The 19,287-nt window shown below is 60.5% G+C and carries 21 protein-coding genes; 9 read left to right on the top strand and 12 right to left on the bottom strand.

The window, feature by feature from the left end; all coding sequences use genetic code 11:
• Positions 1-32: 32 nt before the first annotated feature.
• Positions 33-473: a MarR family winged helix-turn-helix transcriptional regulator gene (locus PH547_RS17575; protein WP_260303324.1), complete on the bottom strand. Its 441-nt coding sequence runs from the start codon at positions 471-473 to the stop codon at positions 33-35.
• Between the two features lie 61 nt (positions 474-534).
• On the opposite strand from PH547_RS17575, the gene PH547_RS17570 reads away from it, so the two are divergent.
• Positions 535-978: an SgcJ/EcaC family oxidoreductase gene (locus PH547_RS17570; RefSeq protein WP_285168958.1), complete on the top strand. Its 444-nt coding sequence runs from the start codon at positions 535-537 to the stop codon at positions 976-978.
• 105 nt (positions 979-1,083) lie between these two features.
• Here PH547_RS17570 and PH547_RS17565 read toward each other — a convergent pair whose 3' ends face one another.
• The 6 genes from PH547_RS17565 to PH547_RS17540 all read right to left on the bottom strand — a co-directional run bounded on the left by PH547_RS17565 (position 1,084) and on the right by PH547_RS17540 (position 7,150).
• Positions 1,084-1,986 carry a GNAT family N-acetyltransferase gene (locus tag PH547_RS17565; RefSeq protein ID WP_260303326.1) on the bottom strand — a complete coding sequence of 301 codons (903 nt, stop codon included), beginning with the start codon at positions 1,984-1,986 and terminating at the stop codon, positions 1,084-1,086.
• A 54-nt stretch (positions 1,987-2,040) separates the two neighbouring features.
• Positions 2,041-2,853 carry a class I SAM-dependent methyltransferase gene (locus PH547_RS17560; protein ID WP_104821877.1) on the bottom strand — a complete coding sequence of 271 codons (813 nt, stop codon included), beginning with the start codon at positions 2,851-2,853 and terminating at the stop codon, positions 2,041-2,043.
• A 193-nt stretch (positions 2,854-3,046) separates the two neighbouring features.
• On the bottom strand, positions 3,047-4,003 hold the full coding sequence (locus PH547_RS17555) for a transcription factor (protein WP_104821878.1): 957 nt from the start codon (positions 4,001-4,003) through the stop codon (positions 3,047-3,049).
• 323 nt (positions 4,004-4,326) lie between these two features.
• Entirely contained in the window at positions 4,327-5,004 is a 678-nt protein-coding gene (locus PH547_RS17550; protein ID WP_104821879.1) for a hypothetical protein, read from the bottom strand.
• 149 nt (positions 5,005-5,153) lie between these two features.
• The gene (locus PH547_RS17545) at positions 5,154-6,704 is read right to left on the bottom strand and encodes an MDR family MFS transporter (protein ID WP_104821880.1); all 1,551 of its coding nucleotides are present in this window, start codon (positions 6,702-6,704) and stop codon (positions 5,154-5,156) included.
• Complete coding sequence (locus PH547_RS17540) at positions 6,701-7,150, bottom strand: MarR family winged helix-turn-helix transcriptional regulator (RefSeq protein ID WP_104821881.1); 450 nt, start codon at positions 7,148-7,150, stop codon at positions 6,701-6,703. The genes PH547_RS17545 and PH547_RS17540 overlap by 4 nt, the downstream gene beginning before the upstream one ends.
• 294 nt (positions 7,151-7,444) lie before the next feature.
• Between PH547_RS17540 and PH547_RS17535 the strand changes: the two genes are divergently transcribed.
• Positions 7,445-8,137 (top strand): class I SAM-dependent methyltransferase, encoded by a 693-nt coding sequence (locus PH547_RS17535; protein WP_283048936.1) that lies wholly within the window; start codon positions 7,445-7,447, stop codon positions 8,135-8,137.
• Positions 8,138-8,148: 11 nt separating this feature from the next.
• Positions 8,149-8,802, top strand: coding sequence for a TetR family transcriptional regulator (locus PH547_RS17530; protein ID WP_104821882.1), 654 nt, complete (start codon positions 8,149-8,151; stop codon positions 8,800-8,802).
• Positions 8,803-8,804: 2 nt separating this feature from the next.
• On the opposite strand, the gene PH547_RS17525 is transcribed toward PH547_RS17530, so the two are convergent.
• Entirely contained in the window at positions 8,805-9,734 is a 930-nt protein-coding gene (locus PH547_RS17525) for a LysR family transcriptional regulator (protein ID WP_283048939.1), read from the bottom strand.
• Between the two features lie 134 nt (positions 9,735-9,868).
• Here PH547_RS17525 and PH547_RS17520 point away from each other — a divergent pair, with 134 nt between their 5' ends.
• The 6 genes from PH547_RS17520 (at position 9,869) to PH547_RS17495 (ending at position 16,781) form a co-directional block, all read left to right on the top strand.
• Positions 9,869-10,717: an oxidoreductase gene (locus tag PH547_RS17520; protein WP_104821884.1), complete on the top strand. Its 849-nt coding sequence runs from the start codon at positions 9,869-9,871 to the stop codon at positions 10,715-10,717.
• 28 nt (positions 10,718-10,745) lie between these two features.
• Positions 10,746-11,627 carry an aldo/keto reductase gene (locus tag PH547_RS17515; RefSeq protein WP_283048943.1) on the top strand — a complete coding sequence of 294 codons (882 nt, stop codon included), beginning with the start codon at positions 10,746-10,748 and terminating at the stop codon, positions 11,625-11,627.
• A gap of 682 nt (positions 11,628-12,309) precedes the next feature.
• Positions 12,310-13,614: an alpha/beta hydrolase gene (locus tag PH547_RS17510; RefSeq protein ID WP_285169104.1), complete on the top strand. Its 1,305-nt coding sequence runs from the start codon at positions 12,310-12,312 to the stop codon at positions 13,612-13,614.
• Positions 13,615-13,754: 140 nt separating this feature from the next.
• On the top strand, positions 13,755-15,002 hold the full coding sequence (locus PH547_RS17505) for an NAD(P)/FAD-dependent oxidoreductase (protein WP_285168956.1): 1,248 nt from the start codon (positions 13,755-13,757) through the stop codon (positions 15,000-15,002).
• A 10-nt stretch (positions 15,003-15,012) separates the two neighbouring features.
• Positions 15,013-15,723 carry an SDR family oxidoreductase gene (locus tag PH547_RS17500; RefSeq protein WP_104821888.1) on the top strand — a complete coding sequence of 237 codons (711 nt, stop codon included), beginning with the start codon at positions 15,013-15,015 and terminating at the stop codon, positions 15,721-15,723.
• A 14-nt stretch (positions 15,724-15,737) separates the two neighbouring features.
• Complete coding sequence (locus PH547_RS17495) at positions 15,738-16,781, top strand: 4-hydroxyproline epimerase (protein WP_285168955.1); 1,044 nt, start codon at positions 15,738-15,740, stop codon at positions 16,779-16,781.
• A 46-nt stretch (positions 16,782-16,827) separates the two neighbouring features.
• On the opposite strand, the gene PH547_RS17490 is transcribed toward PH547_RS17495, so the two are convergent.
• From PH547_RS17490 to PH547_RS17475, 4 genes are all read right to left on the bottom strand, one after another.
• On the bottom strand, positions 16,828-17,208 hold the full coding sequence (locus tag PH547_RS17490) for a helix-turn-helix domain-containing protein (protein ID WP_285168954.1): 381 nt from the start codon (positions 17,206-17,208) through the stop codon (positions 16,828-16,830).
• Between the two features lie 11 nt (positions 17,209-17,219).
• Positions 17,220-17,447, bottom strand: a complete 228-nt coding sequence (locus PH547_RS17485; RefSeq protein ID WP_245463921.1) for a type II toxin-antitoxin system HigB family toxin — start codon at positions 17,445-17,447, stop codon at positions 17,220-17,222.
• 155 nt (positions 17,448-17,602) lie between these two features.
• Positions 17,603-18,034, bottom strand: a complete 432-nt coding sequence (locus tag PH547_RS17480; RefSeq protein ID WP_104821892.1) for an RbsD/FucU family protein — start codon at positions 18,032-18,034, stop codon at positions 17,603-17,605.
• The gene (locus tag PH547_RS17475) at positions 18,018-19,265 is read right to left on the bottom strand and encodes an ROK family transcriptional regulator (protein ID WP_104821893.1); all 1,248 of its coding nucleotides are present in this window, start codon (positions 19,263-19,265) and stop codon (positions 18,018-18,020) included. Before PH547_RS17475 ends, PH547_RS17480 begins: the two co-directional genes overlap by 17 nt.
• Positions 19,266-19,287 lie beyond the last annotated feature (22 nt).

The following is a 19,287-nucleotide window of genomic DNA, read 5'->3' as shown; positions in this document are numbered from 1 at the left end:
CCACACTTTCCGGCATCCCTTGCTGCTTTGCCTCAACGCATCCTCGGCTGCATGTCATCCTTTGCCGCGATGGTCCGCAGGGCGGTGCGCAATATCTGATAGGCTTGCTCTCCCAAAAGCTCACGATATCGTCGTTCGTTCCCGTCGTTAAATTCGTGAACGATCTGCATCACCTGTCGCGCCTTCGGACCGGCGGTGACGAGCTTAGCGCGCCTGTCCGTAGGGTCGGGCGCCCGCTCGACATAGCCAAGGCGTTCCAGATCATCAATCAGTTCGCCCATCGCGGCCTTGCCCATACCTGCCCTCTCGGCAAGCAGACTGGCTCGGGTTCCTTCTTCATCAATATTGGCAAAGATTGCGCCATGCTTCGGCCGAATGGCTGGATGGCCGCGCTTGTGCAGCGTCTCGGTGAGCGCGTGTGCGGAGGCCTGATAGGCATAGAGCAGAAGTGACTGCGTGTAAGGCGTTACCATATTTCCAATTAATTCCGGTTGCCATATAGTATGGAAGCCATATTAAGATAGGGGACTTGAGATGTCACTGTATCCTGACGTTGGACAAGCCGCGCAACAGATCGTTGATGCGTTCGTCGCCGCATGGAATAGCCACGATGCCAGGGCCTTTTCCGCGATATTTGCGCAAGATGCTGATTTCACGAACGTATTTGGAATGAAGGCAAGAGGCCGGTCATCGATCGAGCAGTTTCACAGGCCCATATTCGAGACGATGTTCAAGGATAGTCAGCTCGAAGCAACCGAAACGCAAATTCGTCCTATCCGGCCCGATGTTGTCGCGCTCGACATTCACTGGAGCATGACGGGCGCGCGTGATCCGAGAGGGAATGAATGGCCAGAGCGCCACGGGCTGATCAACATGGTGATCGTGCGCGAACAAGACGTCTGGTCAATTGCTGTCATGCACAACATGGACTTGCCCGCGGACGGCAAAGCGGAAGCTCAGCGTAAGCTGCAGAGTTGACGCGCTCTTCACAGCCAAGATGTGGGCTACGTGCGGCGAGCCACGATGATGGTGGCGAGCTGCCCGCCAGCAATCGAATCCGTTGCGCTGCCGGCAGATGTCGGATCACATAAAGCCAGGATTTCGCGGCAGATACTGCGTCCAGTCTCCATAGCCGGGCGAAGCCATCAACAGCATCGGAAAGGTGATCCGCATGCCTTGCTTGACCGCAAGGCTCAAGGCGCTGTCGCATGTGCCTGGAAGGAACGCCGATATATTCTCAGCGGAACCATCTGCCGCCAGCTTCAACGCAGTCGCAAAGGCATCATGAAGAAAGTCGGGCCGCGTGACCGCGAGCGGCCCGATGTGCCCATTGGAGGCAATATAGCTGTAGCCGACAGGATCGCTGCCGGCGCAGAGCAAAACCCCCGTAGTCGCCGGGTCGTCGAGCAAGTAGCGGTGGTGTTTCTCCCGCGAGACGCCTATGGCACGCGAATCGATCTCGACAAGGTCTTCCATGGTCGCGGTGCTGTTGTCGATCGCGATGGCACGCAATGGCGGTTCCGGCAGCGTCTGCCTCACCCGTTCGCGTGCCACACTGAAAAAGTAAATCGGCATCTTGGGAAAGAGGCCGTGCCGCATGTAGAGGCCCTGCGAGACACGATTGAAGGTGAAAGTAATCAGCGCCTTGTCAGTCGCCCCCGATTTCCGGGCATGCTCCATGGTTCGTTCCAATAGTTCATTTCCGATGCCTTGGCCTTGTCGGGCGGGATCGACGAACAGTTGGGCGAGGAACCAGACATTGCCGCAAACCCAACTCCAGGCAAAGCCGAGAATTTCCCCGCCATCTTCTGCGACCCACAGGCCATCAGGGTCATCCTTGAGCGAAAATATCTGAAAGCTGGGAGGACTTGCTGCCGCCATCGGGCCGAAGCCGTGCCGAACGGTAAGATCATTGATGCTGGCAACCACCAGAGCATCGGTCGCTGGCAAATCCTCCGCCCGAGCAGGTCTGTAAACAAGCGACATCGGATAACTCCGGCAAAGGTTTACGGGAGAATGCGAGCCGCAACGCAGCCCAAATCACAATTTCCTCGCCGAAAACATAATGGACTGCATAGGCATGCGCCGCTGGCTATTGCCGAAGCTGCGGCGAAGTTCCTGCAGGATCGCCTCGAAGACCTGTTCGGGTTCGGCGCCCTGGCGCGAGCGGATCTGTTCGGCAGCGGGATTGCCATAGACGAGGCCGCGGGCGAAGGCAGCGGTATCGGCGATTTCCTTTTCCACTCTTATGACGGAAATCGTGATGTCGGAGAAACCGGCGTTGATGAGCGATTCCTTGATCGGGTCGATTTGCGCACAGGAAAACGGCACGGTGTAAAACTGTGGCGGATCGGCGGGGAAAAAGCGCCCGAGGACCCCGTGGGCGATGACGGAGTAGGGATTATAGTCCATCCGGTCCCAGACGTTGAGCAGATAGGTGCCGCCGGAGGAAAGAACACGATGCGCTTCGCGGTGGGCCTTGTCCTTGTCGGGAAAAAACATCAGGCCGAATTGGCATACGACCGCGTCAAAGCTGTCGTCTGCAAAGGGGAGCTGCGTGGCGTCGGCGGTCTGGAAGTCTACCTGGTCGGCAGCGCCGAATTTGGTGCGGGCGATGTCCAGCATCGGCGCATTGAAATCAGTCGCGGTCAGGGACACGCCGGCGGGCAAGGCATCGCGCAGGCAGCGTGTGACGATCCCGGTGCCTGCGGCGATCTCAAGAACCCGCTGTGGATTGCAGGCGGCGGTGCGTCGCGCGGTATCGGCCGCATAATCGGTAAAGATAACCGGCCCAAGGCCGGTATCGTAGTGCTGCGGAATATCGCCGACGAAACGGGCCGTATCTTCGCTCATGGGGCACCTCACAAAGCCGTTGAGGAATAAAGATGCGCTTCAGCATACTGCGATTGTGCCCGCTTAACCATGAACGGATGAAGTCGGCGGCGGCGACCTCATCCCGCATTCAATTCCCCTTCGTCATACCCCATCGGAAATGAATGGCTGGGAAGCGCCGAAAACTGTTCGGCGCTCCCCAGCCCCTCCACCTTTACTTCAGAACGATGCGCAGCGGCGCGGTCAGCTTCTTGAAGCCGGAGCGCAGCATGTCGTGCTTGGTCTTAGGGTTCTTGTCGGAAAACATTCCGATGATCGAGGTCTTCAATTTGTCGCGCCATTGGGACTTGCCGGGCGATGTCGGCTTCAGGCCGCAGCGCCGTAGGAGATAGTTCATCTGGTAGACGGCCGCTTGCCTGTCGCAATCGCGCACGCAGAAATGAATGCCGAGAGCGATCGAATAGATATCACCGTTCTTGAAAGCATGCGGCGCTTTCGAGGGGTGGTGGACGCCGGTGCCCTGGTTCAAGGCATAGACCGTCGCCTTGCTTTGTTTCTCGATGGTATATTTGGCGGCGTTGAGATCGCCGATGTAGTATTTTTCGATTTCGTTGTCGGGCAAGACGGAACGGTCGTTTGCGTCCCATATGTTGGCGGTTCGGTTGCCGTGAATCTGGAACAGAAACGTTGCTTCATGGTCGATGTGATAGGGTGTTACAGCCTCAGGCGAGGCCAGGAAGATGTAGGCGTCTTCCCAGGTGACTTCCTCCCGCGAGCAACCCGTGTCGGCGAGGATTTCCGTCATGAGCTGATCAAGCAACGCCCGATATTCGGGATCGCGCTGAACGCTGTAGAGCAGCACCCACGAACCTGATTCCGCCAGATTCGAGATCGCTTCGTTGACGCTCTCCACTTTGTCGTGCAGCGGCACGGCCCAGCCGGCATCCACCGGTGCTCCGCCCGCCTGCCAGCGCACACTTCTCGTGCTCGTATCGGCAAGCAACGATTTCGCAAGTTCAGCAAGGCGCGGAAGCGAGAACAACCGATGACCGACCAAGTTGTGGCTGAATTGAAATGACCTTTTATTGAAATCATCTCTGAAAGCGTTCGGTTTCACCTCGATATTGCGGGTATCGAGGGAAGCGGGCTTCGTCACGACGGCTGTAGGCATGATCGGAATCCTTCGGGATGACAGAGGTCTCGGAAATCTCACAAAACTGTGATTGTCCTTCACATTTTTGTCATCTAGTCCAATAGGCGACGGATATCCTTCGATTGGATCACCTCATTCCCAATCGGGTGTAGGCCATGCGCTGACACAATCATTTCGATTTTTCTAAAGAATATCAGGCGGATGATCGGGGAGGGGAATAGTTCTGTGGCGTGGCTAAGGTAGGCTTGTCCTTACCCGGTCCTCGGTGCCCCCGCCGCTGATGGCCGGCGGCATGGTCACCCCATGCGCCTTGGATCACGCCGCCCCTGCCTCAAGGACGCTTAGGCGCTCGTCTCTTCGGACGCGGATACTTCCGAGTTCGACGCACTCGTGTCCGAAGCGGCTGATGCCGACGGCCAGGTGATGTAGTAGTACTGCGATCCGACCTGGCCGAAATAGGCCTCGTTGCCGGTGGTCTTGTCGACGAAACTGCCGTCGGCGTTCTTCACGAAGGTTGCGTCGGAGCCGCGCTCAAGATGAGCCTTCAGGAAGTCGTTCCAATCGGTGGTGGGGATCGTGTCGGCAGTCTTGCTGGTCGTGCCCTGCTCGCTATCGGCATCGACATCCCACGCCTGGATCGAAACGCCTTTCGTCGGATCGGAAACCGTCAGCGTGCCGTTGTCGAGGGCGTCGAGCATGGCCTGAGCCTGGCCTCCCTTGCCTTCGTTTTTGACGGCGTCCTGCAGGTTTTGTTTCAGAATATCCATGAACGAGCTGCTGGTCATGTCCGGATCGGATTGCGTTGCCGCGGAACTGTCGGTTTGATTTGCCGACAGGCCGTTGAGCATGCTTGTAAGCGATGCCTGTGATTGCGACGGCAGGCTGGAGAGATCGCTGCTGCTACTGCTGTCGTCCAAAAGGGGATCGTCGCTCGAATCCTGCGAAGCGTCTGGTGTCTGCAGCAATTGCAGCGCCATTTGCGATGAGAGCAAGCGGGTCGTGGTCAATGCGGAGACCATAGGTCGTTCCTTCCCAATATGGCTGGTTCCGGCGGCCATCGCGCCGGAAGCTGCCTTTGACGGTCGGTGAACGCACGCCGGACCGGCGGCGCATCAGAGATGCCGCCGACTGTAGGACGAAGGACTTACCCGGGGCTTGTGCGTCGGTTTCAGCGCGGCGGCTGGGCGCCATCGCCGTGATGCGCCTTCAGCGGCAATTCCGGCAGGAACAGCAGCGCAATCAAGGCCAGCGCGACGATGGCGGTTCCGGTGGCGAAGGTCATGGCGATGGCGTGGCGGTAAAGCGCTATGGCCGCGGTGTGGGCTTCCGGCGATGCGGTGGCGAGCTGCTTGAGGCCGCCTTCGGTCAGCGACGATAGACCGTCGGACGAGCCCGTCGCCTGCCGCACGCGATAGGCGAGGATCGCACCGGAGCCGGTGACACCAATGAGGCCGCCGAGCGAACGGAAGAAGGCAAGCGTTGCCGTGCCGACGCCGCGATGGGCAAGGGGCAGCGCATTCTGCACCGCCACCGTCATGGTCGGCATCACCAGCCCGAGCCCCAGGCCGAGCGCGAAGATCGGCGGCTCGATGATCGCGAATCCCTTGCTGGTCGCAATGGCCCAAGAGAGCGTGGCGAAGGCCGCCGTCGCAAGGCCGAGGCCGCAAAGCTGGGCCGGCTTGTAGCGACCGGAACGCTGCAGCAGCACGCGGCCGTTGAGCATGGAGGAGATGACGAAGCCGATCATCAGCGGTCCCGTCAGGAAGCCGGAATGCGAGGGGGTGACGCCCATCACCAACTGGAAGAACAACGGGAAGAACAGGGTCGCGCCGAGCATGCCCATGAAGGTCAGGGCCAGTACGAGGCAGGCGATGACAAACAGTCGGTTGCGGAAGAGATCGGGTGGCAGCACCGGCTCCGGCTCATGCCTGATGTGGAGGACGAAGAGAATTCCGAGGATAAGGGCCGCGGCGCAAAGACCGAGAATTTGCGGCGAATCCCACGGCCATTCATTGCCGCCGAGCGCGAGCGCCAGCAGGAAGCTGGTGGTGCAGGCGGTCAGCAGCATGGCGCCAAGATAGTCGATGCGGCGGCTGCGGGTTTGATGCCGCCGCTTCAAGGCGCGGCCGATCATGACGAGCGCCACTGCGCCGATCGGCAGGTTGACGTAGAAGATCCAATGCCAGGAGAGGAGGTCGGTGATGATACCGCCAAGGATCGGGCCGATCACGCTGCAGACGGCGAAGACGGCGGCGATGGAGCCTTGATTGCGGCCGCGCCTGGCCGGCGGCACGAGGTCGCCGATGATGATTTGTGCCAGGGGCAGCAGCCCGCCGGCGCCAAGGCCCTGAATGGCCCGGAAGATGATGAGCTGCAGCAGCGTTTGCGCCATGCCGCTCAACACCGAGCCGAGAAGGAAGATGAGGATTGCCGCGTAGATCATCGGCTTGCGGCCATATTGGTCGCTGAGCTTGCCGTAGAGCGGCATGGTACTGGTCGAGGCCAGCACATAGGCGCTGACCACCCAGGAGAGATGCGTGACGCCACCGAGATCGCTGACGATGCGCGGCAGGGCGGTGGCGACGATGCTCTGATCGATGGCGCCGAGGCCAAGCACGATCATCAGGCCAAGGATGACAGCACGGATTTCACGGCGGTCAGGCGTATCGCCTTCGGTGGCTGCCGGCCGCGGCGCGACCTGTTGAACGTGTTGGGTCATTGTCCGATGTCTCCGAGCGGGCCGATGGCGGCACGGATGGCAGCGCGCGCCTCAGGTGATAATTTGGCAAGTTCGAAGGCGAGCCAATCGGTCCGCCGCTGCTTTATGCCTTGAATCAGCGCCCGCCCTTTGTCCGTGGCGATTAGACCGCTGCGCCGCCGGTCTTCCGGATCGGGCGCGGAGCGGGTGACGAGGCCCTCACGTTCCATTGCCTTGATATGTCCCGATATCGTCGGCCCGCGCAGCTTCTCCAGCCGCGCCAGCTCCGCGACGCCAATGCCCGGCTGCTGGAGGATGGCGACGAGAAGAAGCGCCTGCAGCGGCGAGATGCCGGGCTCGTCGTTTTCGCGTCGTAATTGTCGATAAAGGCGATGAAGGGCAGGCCGCAGCGCTTCGGCAAGCGCCATTGCCTCTTCAAGTTCCTGAAGATGTCCGCTGTCGCGCATGACGATCCAAAAGATAGATAGGCTTCCTATCTATATACATAACCCACGCTTTCTACTTGCGCAAGCGGTCGAGTCCTTTCGAGCTTTTTCACTTCTTAAAGGCGCCGCCAGATAAATTTGCACTAAACGCAAAAATACAATAATTAAAAAAATGCATTGCCCTGGGATCGCAATTGTGGTTTGCGTATCGGCAATATTGGCCGCGCAATTGCTGGCTGTGCCTTCGAATTGCCACTCTGCTCGGACCTGAATCGCGGCATATTCGATTTCTTTGCTTTAGATTGGATTCCTGGGATGACGACAAAGACGACATGCGCTGATTTCGTGCAGTTCTTCCGGTCCTGGGTAAGCGATCCCATGCGCGTCGCAGCGATTGCGCCGTCCGGCGAGCGGTTGGCCCGGCTGATGACGCAGGAGATCGAACCGCTCGACGGACCGATCCTCGAGCTCGGCCCCGGCACCGGCGTCTTCACGCGCGCGCTGCTCGCCCGCGGCCTTTCCGAGAGTGACTTGACGCTGATTGAGTTTGGCGAAGAATTTGCCGCTCGATTGCGCGGCCGCTTTCCCGAGACGCGCGTGGTGCAAATGGATGCGGCGCAGCTTGACCAATGCGGCCTGTTTGCCGACGCGCCCTTCGGCGCCGTCATCAGCGGCCTGCCGTTGCTCTCCATGTCCCCCGACAAGATCGCCGCAATCGTCGGCGGCGCCTTTGCCACTATGAGGTCCGGCGGCGCTTTCTATCAATTCACCTACGGCCCGCGTTGCCCGGTGTCGCGGTCGATCCTCGATCGTCTCGGCCTGAAAGCGGTGCGCATCGGCAGCACGGTGCGTAACATTCCGCCAGCGGGCGTCTACCGGATTTCACGTAGAAAACCGTTGGAGATCTCGATCGACCGCTCCAAATGTCAGAGCGGTAATGCCGGAGTCGCAGCCTATGCTGCCGAAACCGGCGCGGCCGATCTGGGACGGCCGGAAGCGGGTGCATAGCGGGGTAGTTCATGGCGGACGCGAACGGGATCGACGGCGAAGTGAAGGAAGGCCGGCGCGAACGCAAGCGCCGCCAGACGCGCGAGCGCATCGAAGCGGCGGCGTTGTCGCTGTTCCTCCAGCGCGGCTTCGACGGCACGACGATCGAGGACATCACAGAGGCGGCCGATGTCTCCAAGCGCAGCTTCTTCGATTATTTCCCGAGCAAGGAAGAGGTGGTCTTCGCCTGGCAAGACAGCTTCTCGGATGAACTGGCCGATGCCATCGCCGCACAGCCTAAGAACGCGTCGATCGTCGAGGTCATTGAAGGCGCTTTAACCTCGGCAGTGCTTGCCGCCTCGTCGGATCAGCAGAACTTCGCCATAGCCGCCTTGATCCGCGAGACGCCGGCGCTTTGTGCCCGCGACCAGTTGAAATATGCCAAGCTTGAACAAAAGCTGACGGATGCGCTTTGTGCCCGCTTCGGCGGCGGCGATGAGGAGCAGTTCCGTCTGCGCCTGCTGTCGGCGATCGTCGTCAGCACGTTGCGCGTCGGCGGTGAGCGCTGGAATGAGCGGCCGCAGGAGCTGTCACTGCAGGATTACGCCCATCGCGTGTTCGAAGAGCTCTGGACCGCGCTTGCCGAGTTCGGCACGCTGTTGCGGCAACGCAATCCCGATCGCTGATTTCAGGTCAGAGCGCCCGCCGTCTGCGGTGGTTCGACTTGCCGCCGTTGGCGCAGGAAATCGATCAGCGCCCGAAGCTTTGCCGGTACGCGGCGGCGGTCGGCGTAGTATAGCGTCAAGCCGGCAAGCGCCGGGCTCCAATCGGACAAGATGCGCACCAGCCGCCCGTCGTCCAGAAAGCGGTCGATATAGCCGTTGATCATATAGGCGATGCCGATACCGTCCAATGCTGCCTGCGTCAGCGCGGCGGAATCGTTGAGGATCAGCCGGCCGTTGACCGCAAGTTCGATCTTCTCGCCATTCTTCTCGAATTCCCAGCGCTCGACCTGCCCGCTGGAGGAATGGCGAAAGCCGATGCAATTGTGGTTGAGCAGATCGTGCGGATGTTTCGGAATTCCGTATCGTCCGAGATAGCTGGGCGCGGCAATGATATGGGCTGATATCGCCGGCCCGATCTTCACGGCTACCATGTCGCGCTGCACCAGATCGCCGAAGCGGATGCCGGCGTCGAAGCCCTGGCCGACGATATCGACCAAGGAACCCTCGATGCGCACCTCCAGCTCGATTTCCGGATAGGCATCGAGGAAATCCCTCAGGATCGGTTGAAGCGCGATCATATAGCCGGCGCGCGCCATATTGATGCGCAGCAGTCCGGCGGGCCTGTCGACCGACTCGCCAAGCTCCTGGGCGGCCGCCGTCAGATCGTGCACGGCGGGGACGACGCGTTCGAGATAGCGCTGGCCTGCCTCGGTCAGGCTAACGCTGCGGGTGGTGCGATTGAAAAGTGCAAGCCGCATTCGGCCTTCCAGTTTGCTGATCGACTGGCTGACCGCTGAGGGCGACACGCCGAGCCGCACGGCGGCTGCCGAAAAGCTCCTTTCCTCCGCGACGATGACGAAGGTCACCAGCCCGTCCAACACGTCCTGACGCATATGCGCTCTCCGAACGACTCTCCATTTTCGTCTGAGATTAATCAGTTTTTCTAAAAGGGTCATCTTCGATTGATGAGATTATCGAAAATGTCATCTCGGCCTATCTTGATCGCACTCAGCACGGAGATATCGCCATGTCCGATACAAAGTCCGATACCCAAATACTTTTCATCACCGGCGTTTCCTCCGGTTTCGGCCGGGCGCTGGCCGAAGCCGCCCTTGCCGCCGGCCATAAGGTCGTCGGCACGCTGCGCAAGGAAGCCGACCGCGCCGCATTCGAAGCGCTGAAGCCGGGCTTCGCCTTCGGCAAACTGCTCGACGTCACCGACACCGCCGCCATTGCGCCCGTCATCGCTGAGGTCGAGAAGGAGATCGGCGCAATCGACGTTCTCGTCAACAATGCCGGCTATGGGCATGAGGGTCTGGTCGAGGAATCGACGATCGATGAGCTGCGCCGTCAGTTCGAGGTCAACGTCTTCGGTCCTGTCGCCGTCATCCAGGCGGTGCTGCCCTATATGCGCAAGCGCCGGGCCGGCCGTATCCTTAACATCACCTCGATGGGCGGCCTCATCACGCTACCCGGCATTTCCTTCTATCATGGCAGCAAATTCGCTTTGGAAGGAATTTCCGAAAGCCTCGGCAAGGAGGTCAAGAGTTTCGGCATCCATGTAACTGCCATCGAGCCGGGCGGCTTCCGCACCGATTGGGCCGGCCGCTCGATGGTGCGTGCCGAGCGCTCGATCCCCGATTACGACGAAATCTTCGAACCGCTGCGCCAGCGCCGCCTCGAACGCAGCGGCAAGCAGCCTGGCGACCCGAAGAAGGCGGCACAAGTTATGCTGCAGCTCATTGCATCGGAAAACCCACCGACCCATCTTCTGTTAGGTCGCGACGCCATCAGTCTCGTTCGCGAAAAGCTCGGCCTGCTCAAGACCGAGTTCGACGCCTGGGAACAGGTCTCGGCTTCCACGGATTTCGAATAACGTCAACCAGACTATAGGGACGAAAATCATGACAGATTTAAACGCAGCCAAGTCCGGTCAATTCAAGATCGGCGGCGACCTCACCGTCAATCGCCTCGGTTTCGGCGCTATGCGCATCACCGGTTCCGGCATATGGGGCGAGCCGGCGGACCACGATGAATCCATACGCACCCTGAAGCGCCTACCGGAACTCGGCATAGACTTCATCGATACGGCTGATTCCTATGGCCCTGACGTCTCCGAACGTCTGATCAAGGAAGCGCTCCACCCCTATGGCGACAAGGTAGTCATCGCCACCAAGGGAGGTCTGACCCGCACCGGACCCGACGTGTGGATTCCTCTGGGCCGCCCGGAATATCTGATTCAGCAGGCGCATAAGAGCCTGCGCAATCTCGGTGTCGAACAGATCGATCTCTGGCAGCTTCACCGCATCGACCCCAAGGTGCCTGCCGCCGAACAGTTCGACGCCGTCAAGTCGCTGCTCGATGCCAAGATCATCCGTCATGCGGGCCTCAGCGAAGTGTCGGTCGCCGACATCGAAGCCGCTTCGAAGCGTTTCAAGGTGGCGACGGTCCAGAACCGCTACAATCTCGTCGACCGCACCAGCGAAGACGTGCTCGATTATTGCACAAGGCACAATATCGGCTTCATCCCCTGGTTCCCGCTTGCCGCTGGCGACCTCGCCAAGGAAGGCTCGCTGCTCGACATCATCGCAAAGAAGCATGGCGCTGCTCCGAGCCAGATCGCGCTCGCCTGGGTCCTGAAGCGCAGCCCGGTCATGCTGCCTATCCCCGGCACCGGCAAGGTCAAACATCTAGAAGAGAACACGGCGGCGGTAAATATCACGCTGTCGGATGAAGAGTTTTCGGCGCTGGATGCCGAAGGCAAGAAGGCATTTGCCGCTGCTTGATGGCTGCCTGGACTGAATGAAAGAGCGGCCGCTGACGAAGCGGCCGCTCTTTTTTGATCATATCGACCCGACGTAGAAACTCGCCGCTCCATCGCCGCGAATCAGTGACGGATGAGAGCGATCGCCCGCGCTATTTCAGCGGCGACGATGCCACCAGATTCGGCAGCGCGTGCCGTAAGATGACGAATCACGACGATGTGAATGTCATGCGTTCCCATTTTACGACTGCAAAATAGGCGGAGAAATGCGAAATTGCACATGATATGCGGCATTTCCGGGCCTTCTGGATAAAAGCTTTGCGTTCGGCGCATTGCTGCATTGCGAAAGCCGGTCTGTTAATGCCTGCCAGACGGTTATATCTACTACCTCGAAGGCAGCGCACCTCCTCCTCCCAGCGCTCCTTCATCGATTGGCAACACTCCTCCTCCTCCCAGTTGCCAATCAGGATCAAGAGCCCGATGCATCCTCCTCCCGCATCGGGCTCTTTTTATTTTCCGGGTTTCTCGGGTTCCCGCCGACGTCTTGACGGCCGCAATCTTTCCAACCCATCGTTGCGCCTTTGCCTCGCTGTTGTGAATTAGCGCCTCGTCACGTTGCAAAGACAGCGAACGCCGCTTGCACCGTTACCTTCCATAGGTATGTTAACGGCGATATTGGAGCTGCGATGAAGAGGGTTGGCGCGATGCAGCGCATGGAAGATGCTGGCCAATGGGGGAAGGCCCTCTTCCGGGCGATCGCCGTCATTGCGGCGCTGTCTCTGACCGCCTGCGGCGGCCGTCCGATCGGCGTCATGCAGCCGGTCGCCGACAATATTCCGGGCACCTCAAAGGTCGATCTGCTAGTCGCCACCACGCGCCTGCCCGATAAGGATCCGGCGATCTTGTTTTCGGGAGAGCGCGGCCCTGGCTTGAAGGTGGATGCGGTCAGCGTCTCTATCCCGCCGGAGGCCAATCGCAAGGTCGGTCAGGTACAATGGCCGAGCCGTCTGCCCGGCAATCCCCTAAAGAATTTCGTCACTACCTCCGTCCAGCCGCTGATGAGTGTGGCCGACAATCAGGCGTGGCTGCGCACGCATCTGCCGAAGAACAAGCGCGTGCTGATTTTCGTGCACGGATTCAACAACCGCTATGAGGATTCGGTCTATCGCTTCGCTCAGATCGTCCATGACTCTCATGCCGATGTCGCGCCGGTCGTTTTCACCTGGCCGTCGCGGGCCAGCATTTTCGACTATGCCTACGACAAGGAAAGCGCCAATTATTCCCGCGACGCGCTGGAAGAACTGCTGCGTCGCGCCTCCTCCAATCCCTCTGTCGGCGATATCACCGTCATGGCCCACTCCATGGGTACCTGGCTCGCTGTCGAGGCCTTGAGGCAGATGGCGATCCGCGACGGCCGTGTCGCGCCGAAGATCAAGAATGTCATCCTCGCGTCCCCCGACCTCGACGTCGATGTCTTCGGCCAGCAATTTAGGGCGCTCGGCAAGGACAGGCCGCATTTCACCCTATTCGTCTCGCGCGATGACCGGGCGCTCTCGCTGTCGCGCCGCATCTCCGGCAATGTCGACCGCCTTGGCCAGATTGACCCGAGCGCCGAGCCCTATCGCAGCGCGCTGGAAAAAGAGGGCATCACCGTACTCGATCTCACCAAGCTCAAGACCGGCGACAGTCTGAACCACGGCAAATTCGCCGAGAGCCCGGAAGTGGTCAAGCTGATCGGCGACCGGCTGATCGAGGGACAGACCATCACCGATTCCGATGTCGGCATCGGCGAAGCGGTCGGCGCGGTTGCCATCGGTGCGGCGCAGACGGTCGGCAGCGCGGCCAGCGTCGCCGTCAGTGCGCCGATCGCCATCTTCGATCCACGCACCCGCCAGAATTACGGCGAGCAGATCCGCCGCCTTGGCGCATCCGCCGGCAATACCGTCGGCTCCGTGGGCGACAGCGTTGAGACGACCGGCAGCAGCGTCGGCACGGTGATCGGCCAATAGTTATTCTCGTGTATCCACCGGCCATGGATTTGCGCGTGGCCGGTCGTTCTCCAGCAAAAACCTCATAGCCACACCTCCTGATCTGATATATCACGGAATCGCGTCAAATCGAGCTGACGCTCTGCGGGTGGATTTGAGGAATGGACGAAAACAGGCGGGCGGTCGTCGTTGTCGGCGCCGGCATTATTGGCGTGGCGATCGCCTTCGAATTGCAGCGGCGCGGCCGGCAGGTGACGCTCGTGGACAAGGGCGAGCCAGGTGAGGGCGCCTCCTTCGGCAATATGGCGAGCATCGCCCTCGATTTTACTGCCAGTTCTGGCCCGTCCACTTGGGCGAAAATTCCGGGCTGGCTGCTGGACCCGGAAGGTCCGGTTTGGCTGAGGCCGTCCTATGCGCTGAAGATGCTGCCCTGGTTCCTGCGCTTCGTCGCCGCCGGTCGGCCCTCTCGGTTGAGGGAGATCGAAGATGCCGGCATGAGCCTGTCCCGCCACGCACTCGGCGATTTCAGGACCATGCTCGATGCCATCGGTGCCCTGGACCTGATGACGGAAGAAGGCTGCCTGGCCATCTACGAGACCGAGTCGGAGTTTGCCGGCGACCGCGGCCATATCGAGCTGATGCGGCGTCATGGTTTCGAGCACAAGGTTCTCTCCGGCACGGAAATCCGCGACTATGAACCGGCGCTGTCGCTGAAGATCGCCAAGGCGGTGCTGCTGCCCGACAACAAATCGATCCGTGATCCCTATCAGCTCGTCCTCAAGCTGGTGGACGCCGCAAAGGCGCTCGGCGTCACCTTCACCTCCGGCGCGGTTCAGACCGTCGAGCGCCAGGCAAATGGCGCCGTCTCGGTGCTTCTCGAAGGCGGGCGTCGGCTGGAGGCCAATGATGTTGTGCTCGCCGCTGGCGTCCATACGCGCTTTATCGCGTCGGCCCTTGGCGAGCCGATCCCGCTCGAGACAGAACGCGGCTATCACACGCAGATCATGAAGCCTGGCATTGCCATGCGCTATTCGATCATCTGGCCGCATCGCGCCTTCATGGTGACCCCAACGGCCGGCGGCATTCGCGTCGGCGGCAATGTCGAATTGGCGGGCCTTGACGCGCCCCCGGATTTTCGCCGCCCGCGCATCCTCGTCCGTCACGCCCAGCGGGCGCTGCCGGGGCTGCAGGTGGAGGATGCCAAGGACTGGATGGGCCATCGCCCGGCGCTGCCCGACACGATCCCGATCATCTCGCCGTCCTCGCGCATTCCCGGCGTCTGGTATGCCACCGGCCACGGCCATCTGGGACTAACCTTTTCGGCAACGACAGCAAGGTTGATGGCCGATATGATGACAGGCGTGACACCCGAGGTCGACATGACCCCGTTCCGTATCAATCGCTATTAGGAGGAAATAGATGTCCGAAACCGAAAAGCCCGTTGCGCTGATCACCGGCGGCGGCCGCGGCATGGGAGAGGCGATCGCTCGCGAACTCTCGGCGAGCGGCTATCGTCTGGCGTTGATGTCGCCCTCGGAAAGCTGCGAGAAGCTCGCCTCTGAGCTCGGCGGTGTCGCCTCGCGCGGCGTCGCCGAAAAAGCCGAGGATATCCAGGCGATCTTCGACCTGACGATGAAGAGCTACGGCCGCATCGACGCCGTGGTCAACCATACCGGCCACCCACCGAAGGGCGATCTGCTCGATATCTCGGACGAGAGCTGGACGCTTGGTTCCGACATGATGATCCTGTCGCTGGTGCGTATGGCGAGGCTGGTCACGCCGGTCATGCTGAAGCAGGGCAAGGGCGCTTTCGTCAACATCACCACCTTCGCGGCCTACGAACCCTCCTTGATTTTCCCGGTCTCCTGCACCTACCGCGCCGCAGCCGGCGCCTTCACCAAGCTTTATTCGGATCGGTATGCGGCCGATAATATCCGCATGAACTGCATTCTGCCCGGCTATATCGACAGCCTGAATCATAAGCCAGAAACCGCCGACAAGGTGCCGATGAAGCGTATCGGTCTGATGAGCGAGATCGCCAAGACCGCAGCCTTCCTGCTTTCCGATGGCGCCGGCTATATCACCGGCCAGAATATCCGCGTCGATGGCGGCATCACCCGTCACGTCTGATTGGAGTTACCGACATGAGATGGAAGCGCACGATCCAGTTGCTAGACGTTCATTGCGAAGGTGAAATCGGCAAGGTCGCGATCGGTGGCGTGCCGAAGATCCCCGGCAATACGATCGCTGAGCAGCTACAATGGTTGAACACCGATCCGAAGGGCGAGGAATTGCGCCGCTTCCTGGTGCTTGAGCCCCGCGGCGCACCGATCGGCTCCGTCAATCTGCTGCTGCCGGCCAAGCATCCCGATGCCGATGCCGGCTTCATCATCCTGCAGCCGGATCAGGCGCATGCGAGCTCCGGCTCCAACTCCATCTGCGTGACGACGGCGCTGCTCGAATCCGGTATCGTCGAGATGAAAGAGCCGGAAACTGTGGTCACGCTCGACACCGCCGCTGGCCTGGTGCGGGCGACCGCCACCTGCCGTGAAGGCCGCTGCGAGAAGGTGCAGCTTACCATGGTTCCGTCCTTCGTGCATGAGCTGGATGTGCAGATCGACACGCCGCATTGGGGCAGGATCACGCTCGACCTCTGCTACGGCGGCATTTTTTACGCGCTGGTCGATGTCGGTCAGGTCAATCTGACGATCGAGAAGGCCAACGCCGCATCGCTCGTGCAGGCCGGCATGATCCTGAAGGACCTGATCAATCGCGCAATCCCAGTGGTGCATCCGGAAATTCCAGCGATCTCCGGCGTCGCCTATGTCATGTTCCGGGATGTCGATGCCGATGGCGCGGTCCGCACCTGCACGACCATGTGGCCGGGTCGCGCTGACCGTTCGCCCTGCGGCACGGGCAGTTCCGCCAACCTCGCCACGCTGCATGCCCGCGGCAAGGCCAAGGTCGGCGATATCTTCAAATCCCGCTCGATCATCGGCTCGGAATTCGAGGTCGGCTTGCAAGCGGTCACGGAAGTTGCCGGCAAACCTGCCATCATCCCCACCATTACCGGCCGCGGCTTCACCTTCGGCCTCAGCCAGGTGGCGCTCGATCCCTTCGATCCGATGGCGAACGGTTTTGCCATGACGGATGTCTGGGGACCGTCGGCGGGGGATATCAAGGGATAATATGTCTGGATATCCGGTGATCCGAAGCGATCCGCTTTGGATCACCTCACGCGGCCAGATCGCCCACAAGCGCGCCCACTGGAATATGCCAGGCACGGCTAATCTTCTTGATCTGATCGAGGTTGATTTCCCGACGGCCGTTCAGGAGGTCGGCAACCCTGGCCTTTGAGCCAATGATTTCGACGAGATCCGCGCGGGTGTAGTTGTTTGTCATCATTACGGATTTGATCACATCGACCGGCGAGGCGCGTGGGATTGGATAATGCTTTGCCTCGTATTCTTCGATAAACAGCACGAGCGCATCGAAATGTGCGGCTTCAGGAGTATCGGCTTCAGGTTCATTTTCGAAATATGGCCGTACCGCCTTCAGCGCGGCTTCATATTCCTCTTCAGTCTGCAAGGTGCGAAGGGCACCGAGATCCATCATAGCGGCCTCCCTTACAATTTTGCCACGTCTATGGCGTCATATTCAGCATGTGTTCCAACGAACAGGATAAACACGCGCTTTGTGCGAAATCCGACAAGACCAACGATCCGATACTTATTGCCGCCCACATCGAAGACGATTTTGCCATTCGTCACATAGTCGGCGGAATTGAATGTCGCCTTCAACTCGGAGAAGTTGTTCCAGTCGGCGTCCGATGTCGTCGTATGCCAATCTGCCATTGCCGCCTCTGCGGTCGCTTGCTGCCCTTTCGGAAGCCGCGCGCAAAATTTGATCAGTGCGGATTTGGCAATGACTCGCATTGTTCATCTATAGAGTGTTCCCAAAATGGAAACAAGAGTAGTTTCCATTTTGGGAATCATGACTATAGCCGAGTTTAGCGGGGATAGATCACACCCTTGCGCAGAATGATATTTCCATAAAGCCGCGGCTCGCTGGTCTGCACCAGCGCATGCGCCTGCTTCACCCGCTCGTAGAATTCAGCCGGCAGCAGCGGCACCACCTTGATGTCGGGAACATGCCGCGCGCAAACGTCGACCATTTCCACATGCACGGGATCGAGGGCATCGCGGTCCTGCTTGACCGTCGCGCGGAAAATCGCCTGCGGTACGAAATCGTCGATCGGCAGCACGCTCAGCACGGCATCGAGCACCCGGACGACGTCGTGGCCATCGAGGCGGATCAGGCGGCGGGCATGTTCGAGACCCGGATAATTGCCGTCGACGAGGGCGATTTCATCGCCGTGTCCCATGGCGCGCAGCGTCGCCAGGAGGTCGGGGCTCAATAGTGGGTCAATGCCCTTCAACATGGTCTATCTCCTTGAAAAGTATGTTTTGGTCGATGAGATAGCGCGCGAAAATCGGCAGGCTGGCGCCGCCGATGGCACGCGCCTGCGGCCCCACTGCGCCTTCGATAATTTCCGGCATGACGACGCCTTGCAGGTCGAGGTCCGAGGCCGCTTTGATGGTGGCGCGCACGACCCGTTCGCGCACCCAGTCGGGAAAGCCGCCGTCGATGATGGCAGCGCTGAAATCGATAATGGATGCGGCGGCGACGATCGCCTGCGCCAGCGCCTTGGCGGTGTCCTGGATCCAGGTTTCCAGCGGCTCGCCGAAGTCGATCCAGTTGTCCGCCGAATACCAGAGCGGCCTCGGATCGAAGCCGCGATCCCTCAGCAGGTTTTCGAGCACGAAGATCGAGGCGATGTCGAGCAACTGCCGAGTTTCGCCATTGCGCCCTCGCACAGGCAGGGGGCCGAGCGCACCCGCCGTTCCGGTCCGCCCCACGAAAATCGAGGAGTTCAGAACGATGCCGCCGCCGAGGAAGGAACCGATGAAAAGATAGACGAAATCCGGATAGCGCGGGCCGACGCCGAAGACGAGTTCGGCGCCGCAGGCGCTGGTGGCGTCGTTCTGCAGATAGACGAGATAGGGCACGCGGGCGGCGACCTCCGCCTGCAGGTCGAACCCGCGCCAGGCCTCCATCGCTCCATCGGGTGCACCGACTTCTTCCGCCCAGTTCCAGAGTTCGAAGGGGGCAGCGATGCCGACTCCGGCAAGCCGGCGACGCTCCTCGCTGCTGAGGCGCGCTTCAAGTTCCGCAATGCCTGACGTGACGAAGGACATAATGTCCTGCGGCAGTGGGTAAGGGTAGATCTGGTGAAGCTGCATTCGTATGTGGCCGACGAAATCCATCAGCACGAGATCGGCGCTGCGCCTGCCGATCTTGACGCCGAAGGAGAGCACTGCATCCGGATTGAGCCGCATCGGAATGGAAGGTTGCCCCACGCGCCCGCGCACGGGATCACCGCGCGACAGCAGCCCGTCTTTCTCCAGCGCCCGCATAATGACGGAGACCGTCTGCGCCGACAGCCCGCTGCGCCGCGCAATCTCCGCCTTCGACAGCGCGCCGTGACGGCGCACCAGCGACAACACCAGCCGTTCGTTATGCGCGCGCACGCGCACCTGGTTCGCGCCCCCGCTGGGGTCGAGAATCGAGGGTGATGTCGGTGTATCCGCCGGGTCTTGCAGGGGAGACATTGGCCCGCTCCTTCCATCATGG

Source organism: Rhizobium cerradonense (assembly GCF_030182455.1).
Classification (GTDB): Bacteria; Pseudomonadota; Alphaproteobacteria; order Rhizobiales; family Rhizobiaceae; genus Rhizobium.
The sequence above is the reverse complement of the archived record's forward strand: the minus strand, read 5'-3'. Positions and strand labels throughout refer to the sequence as shown.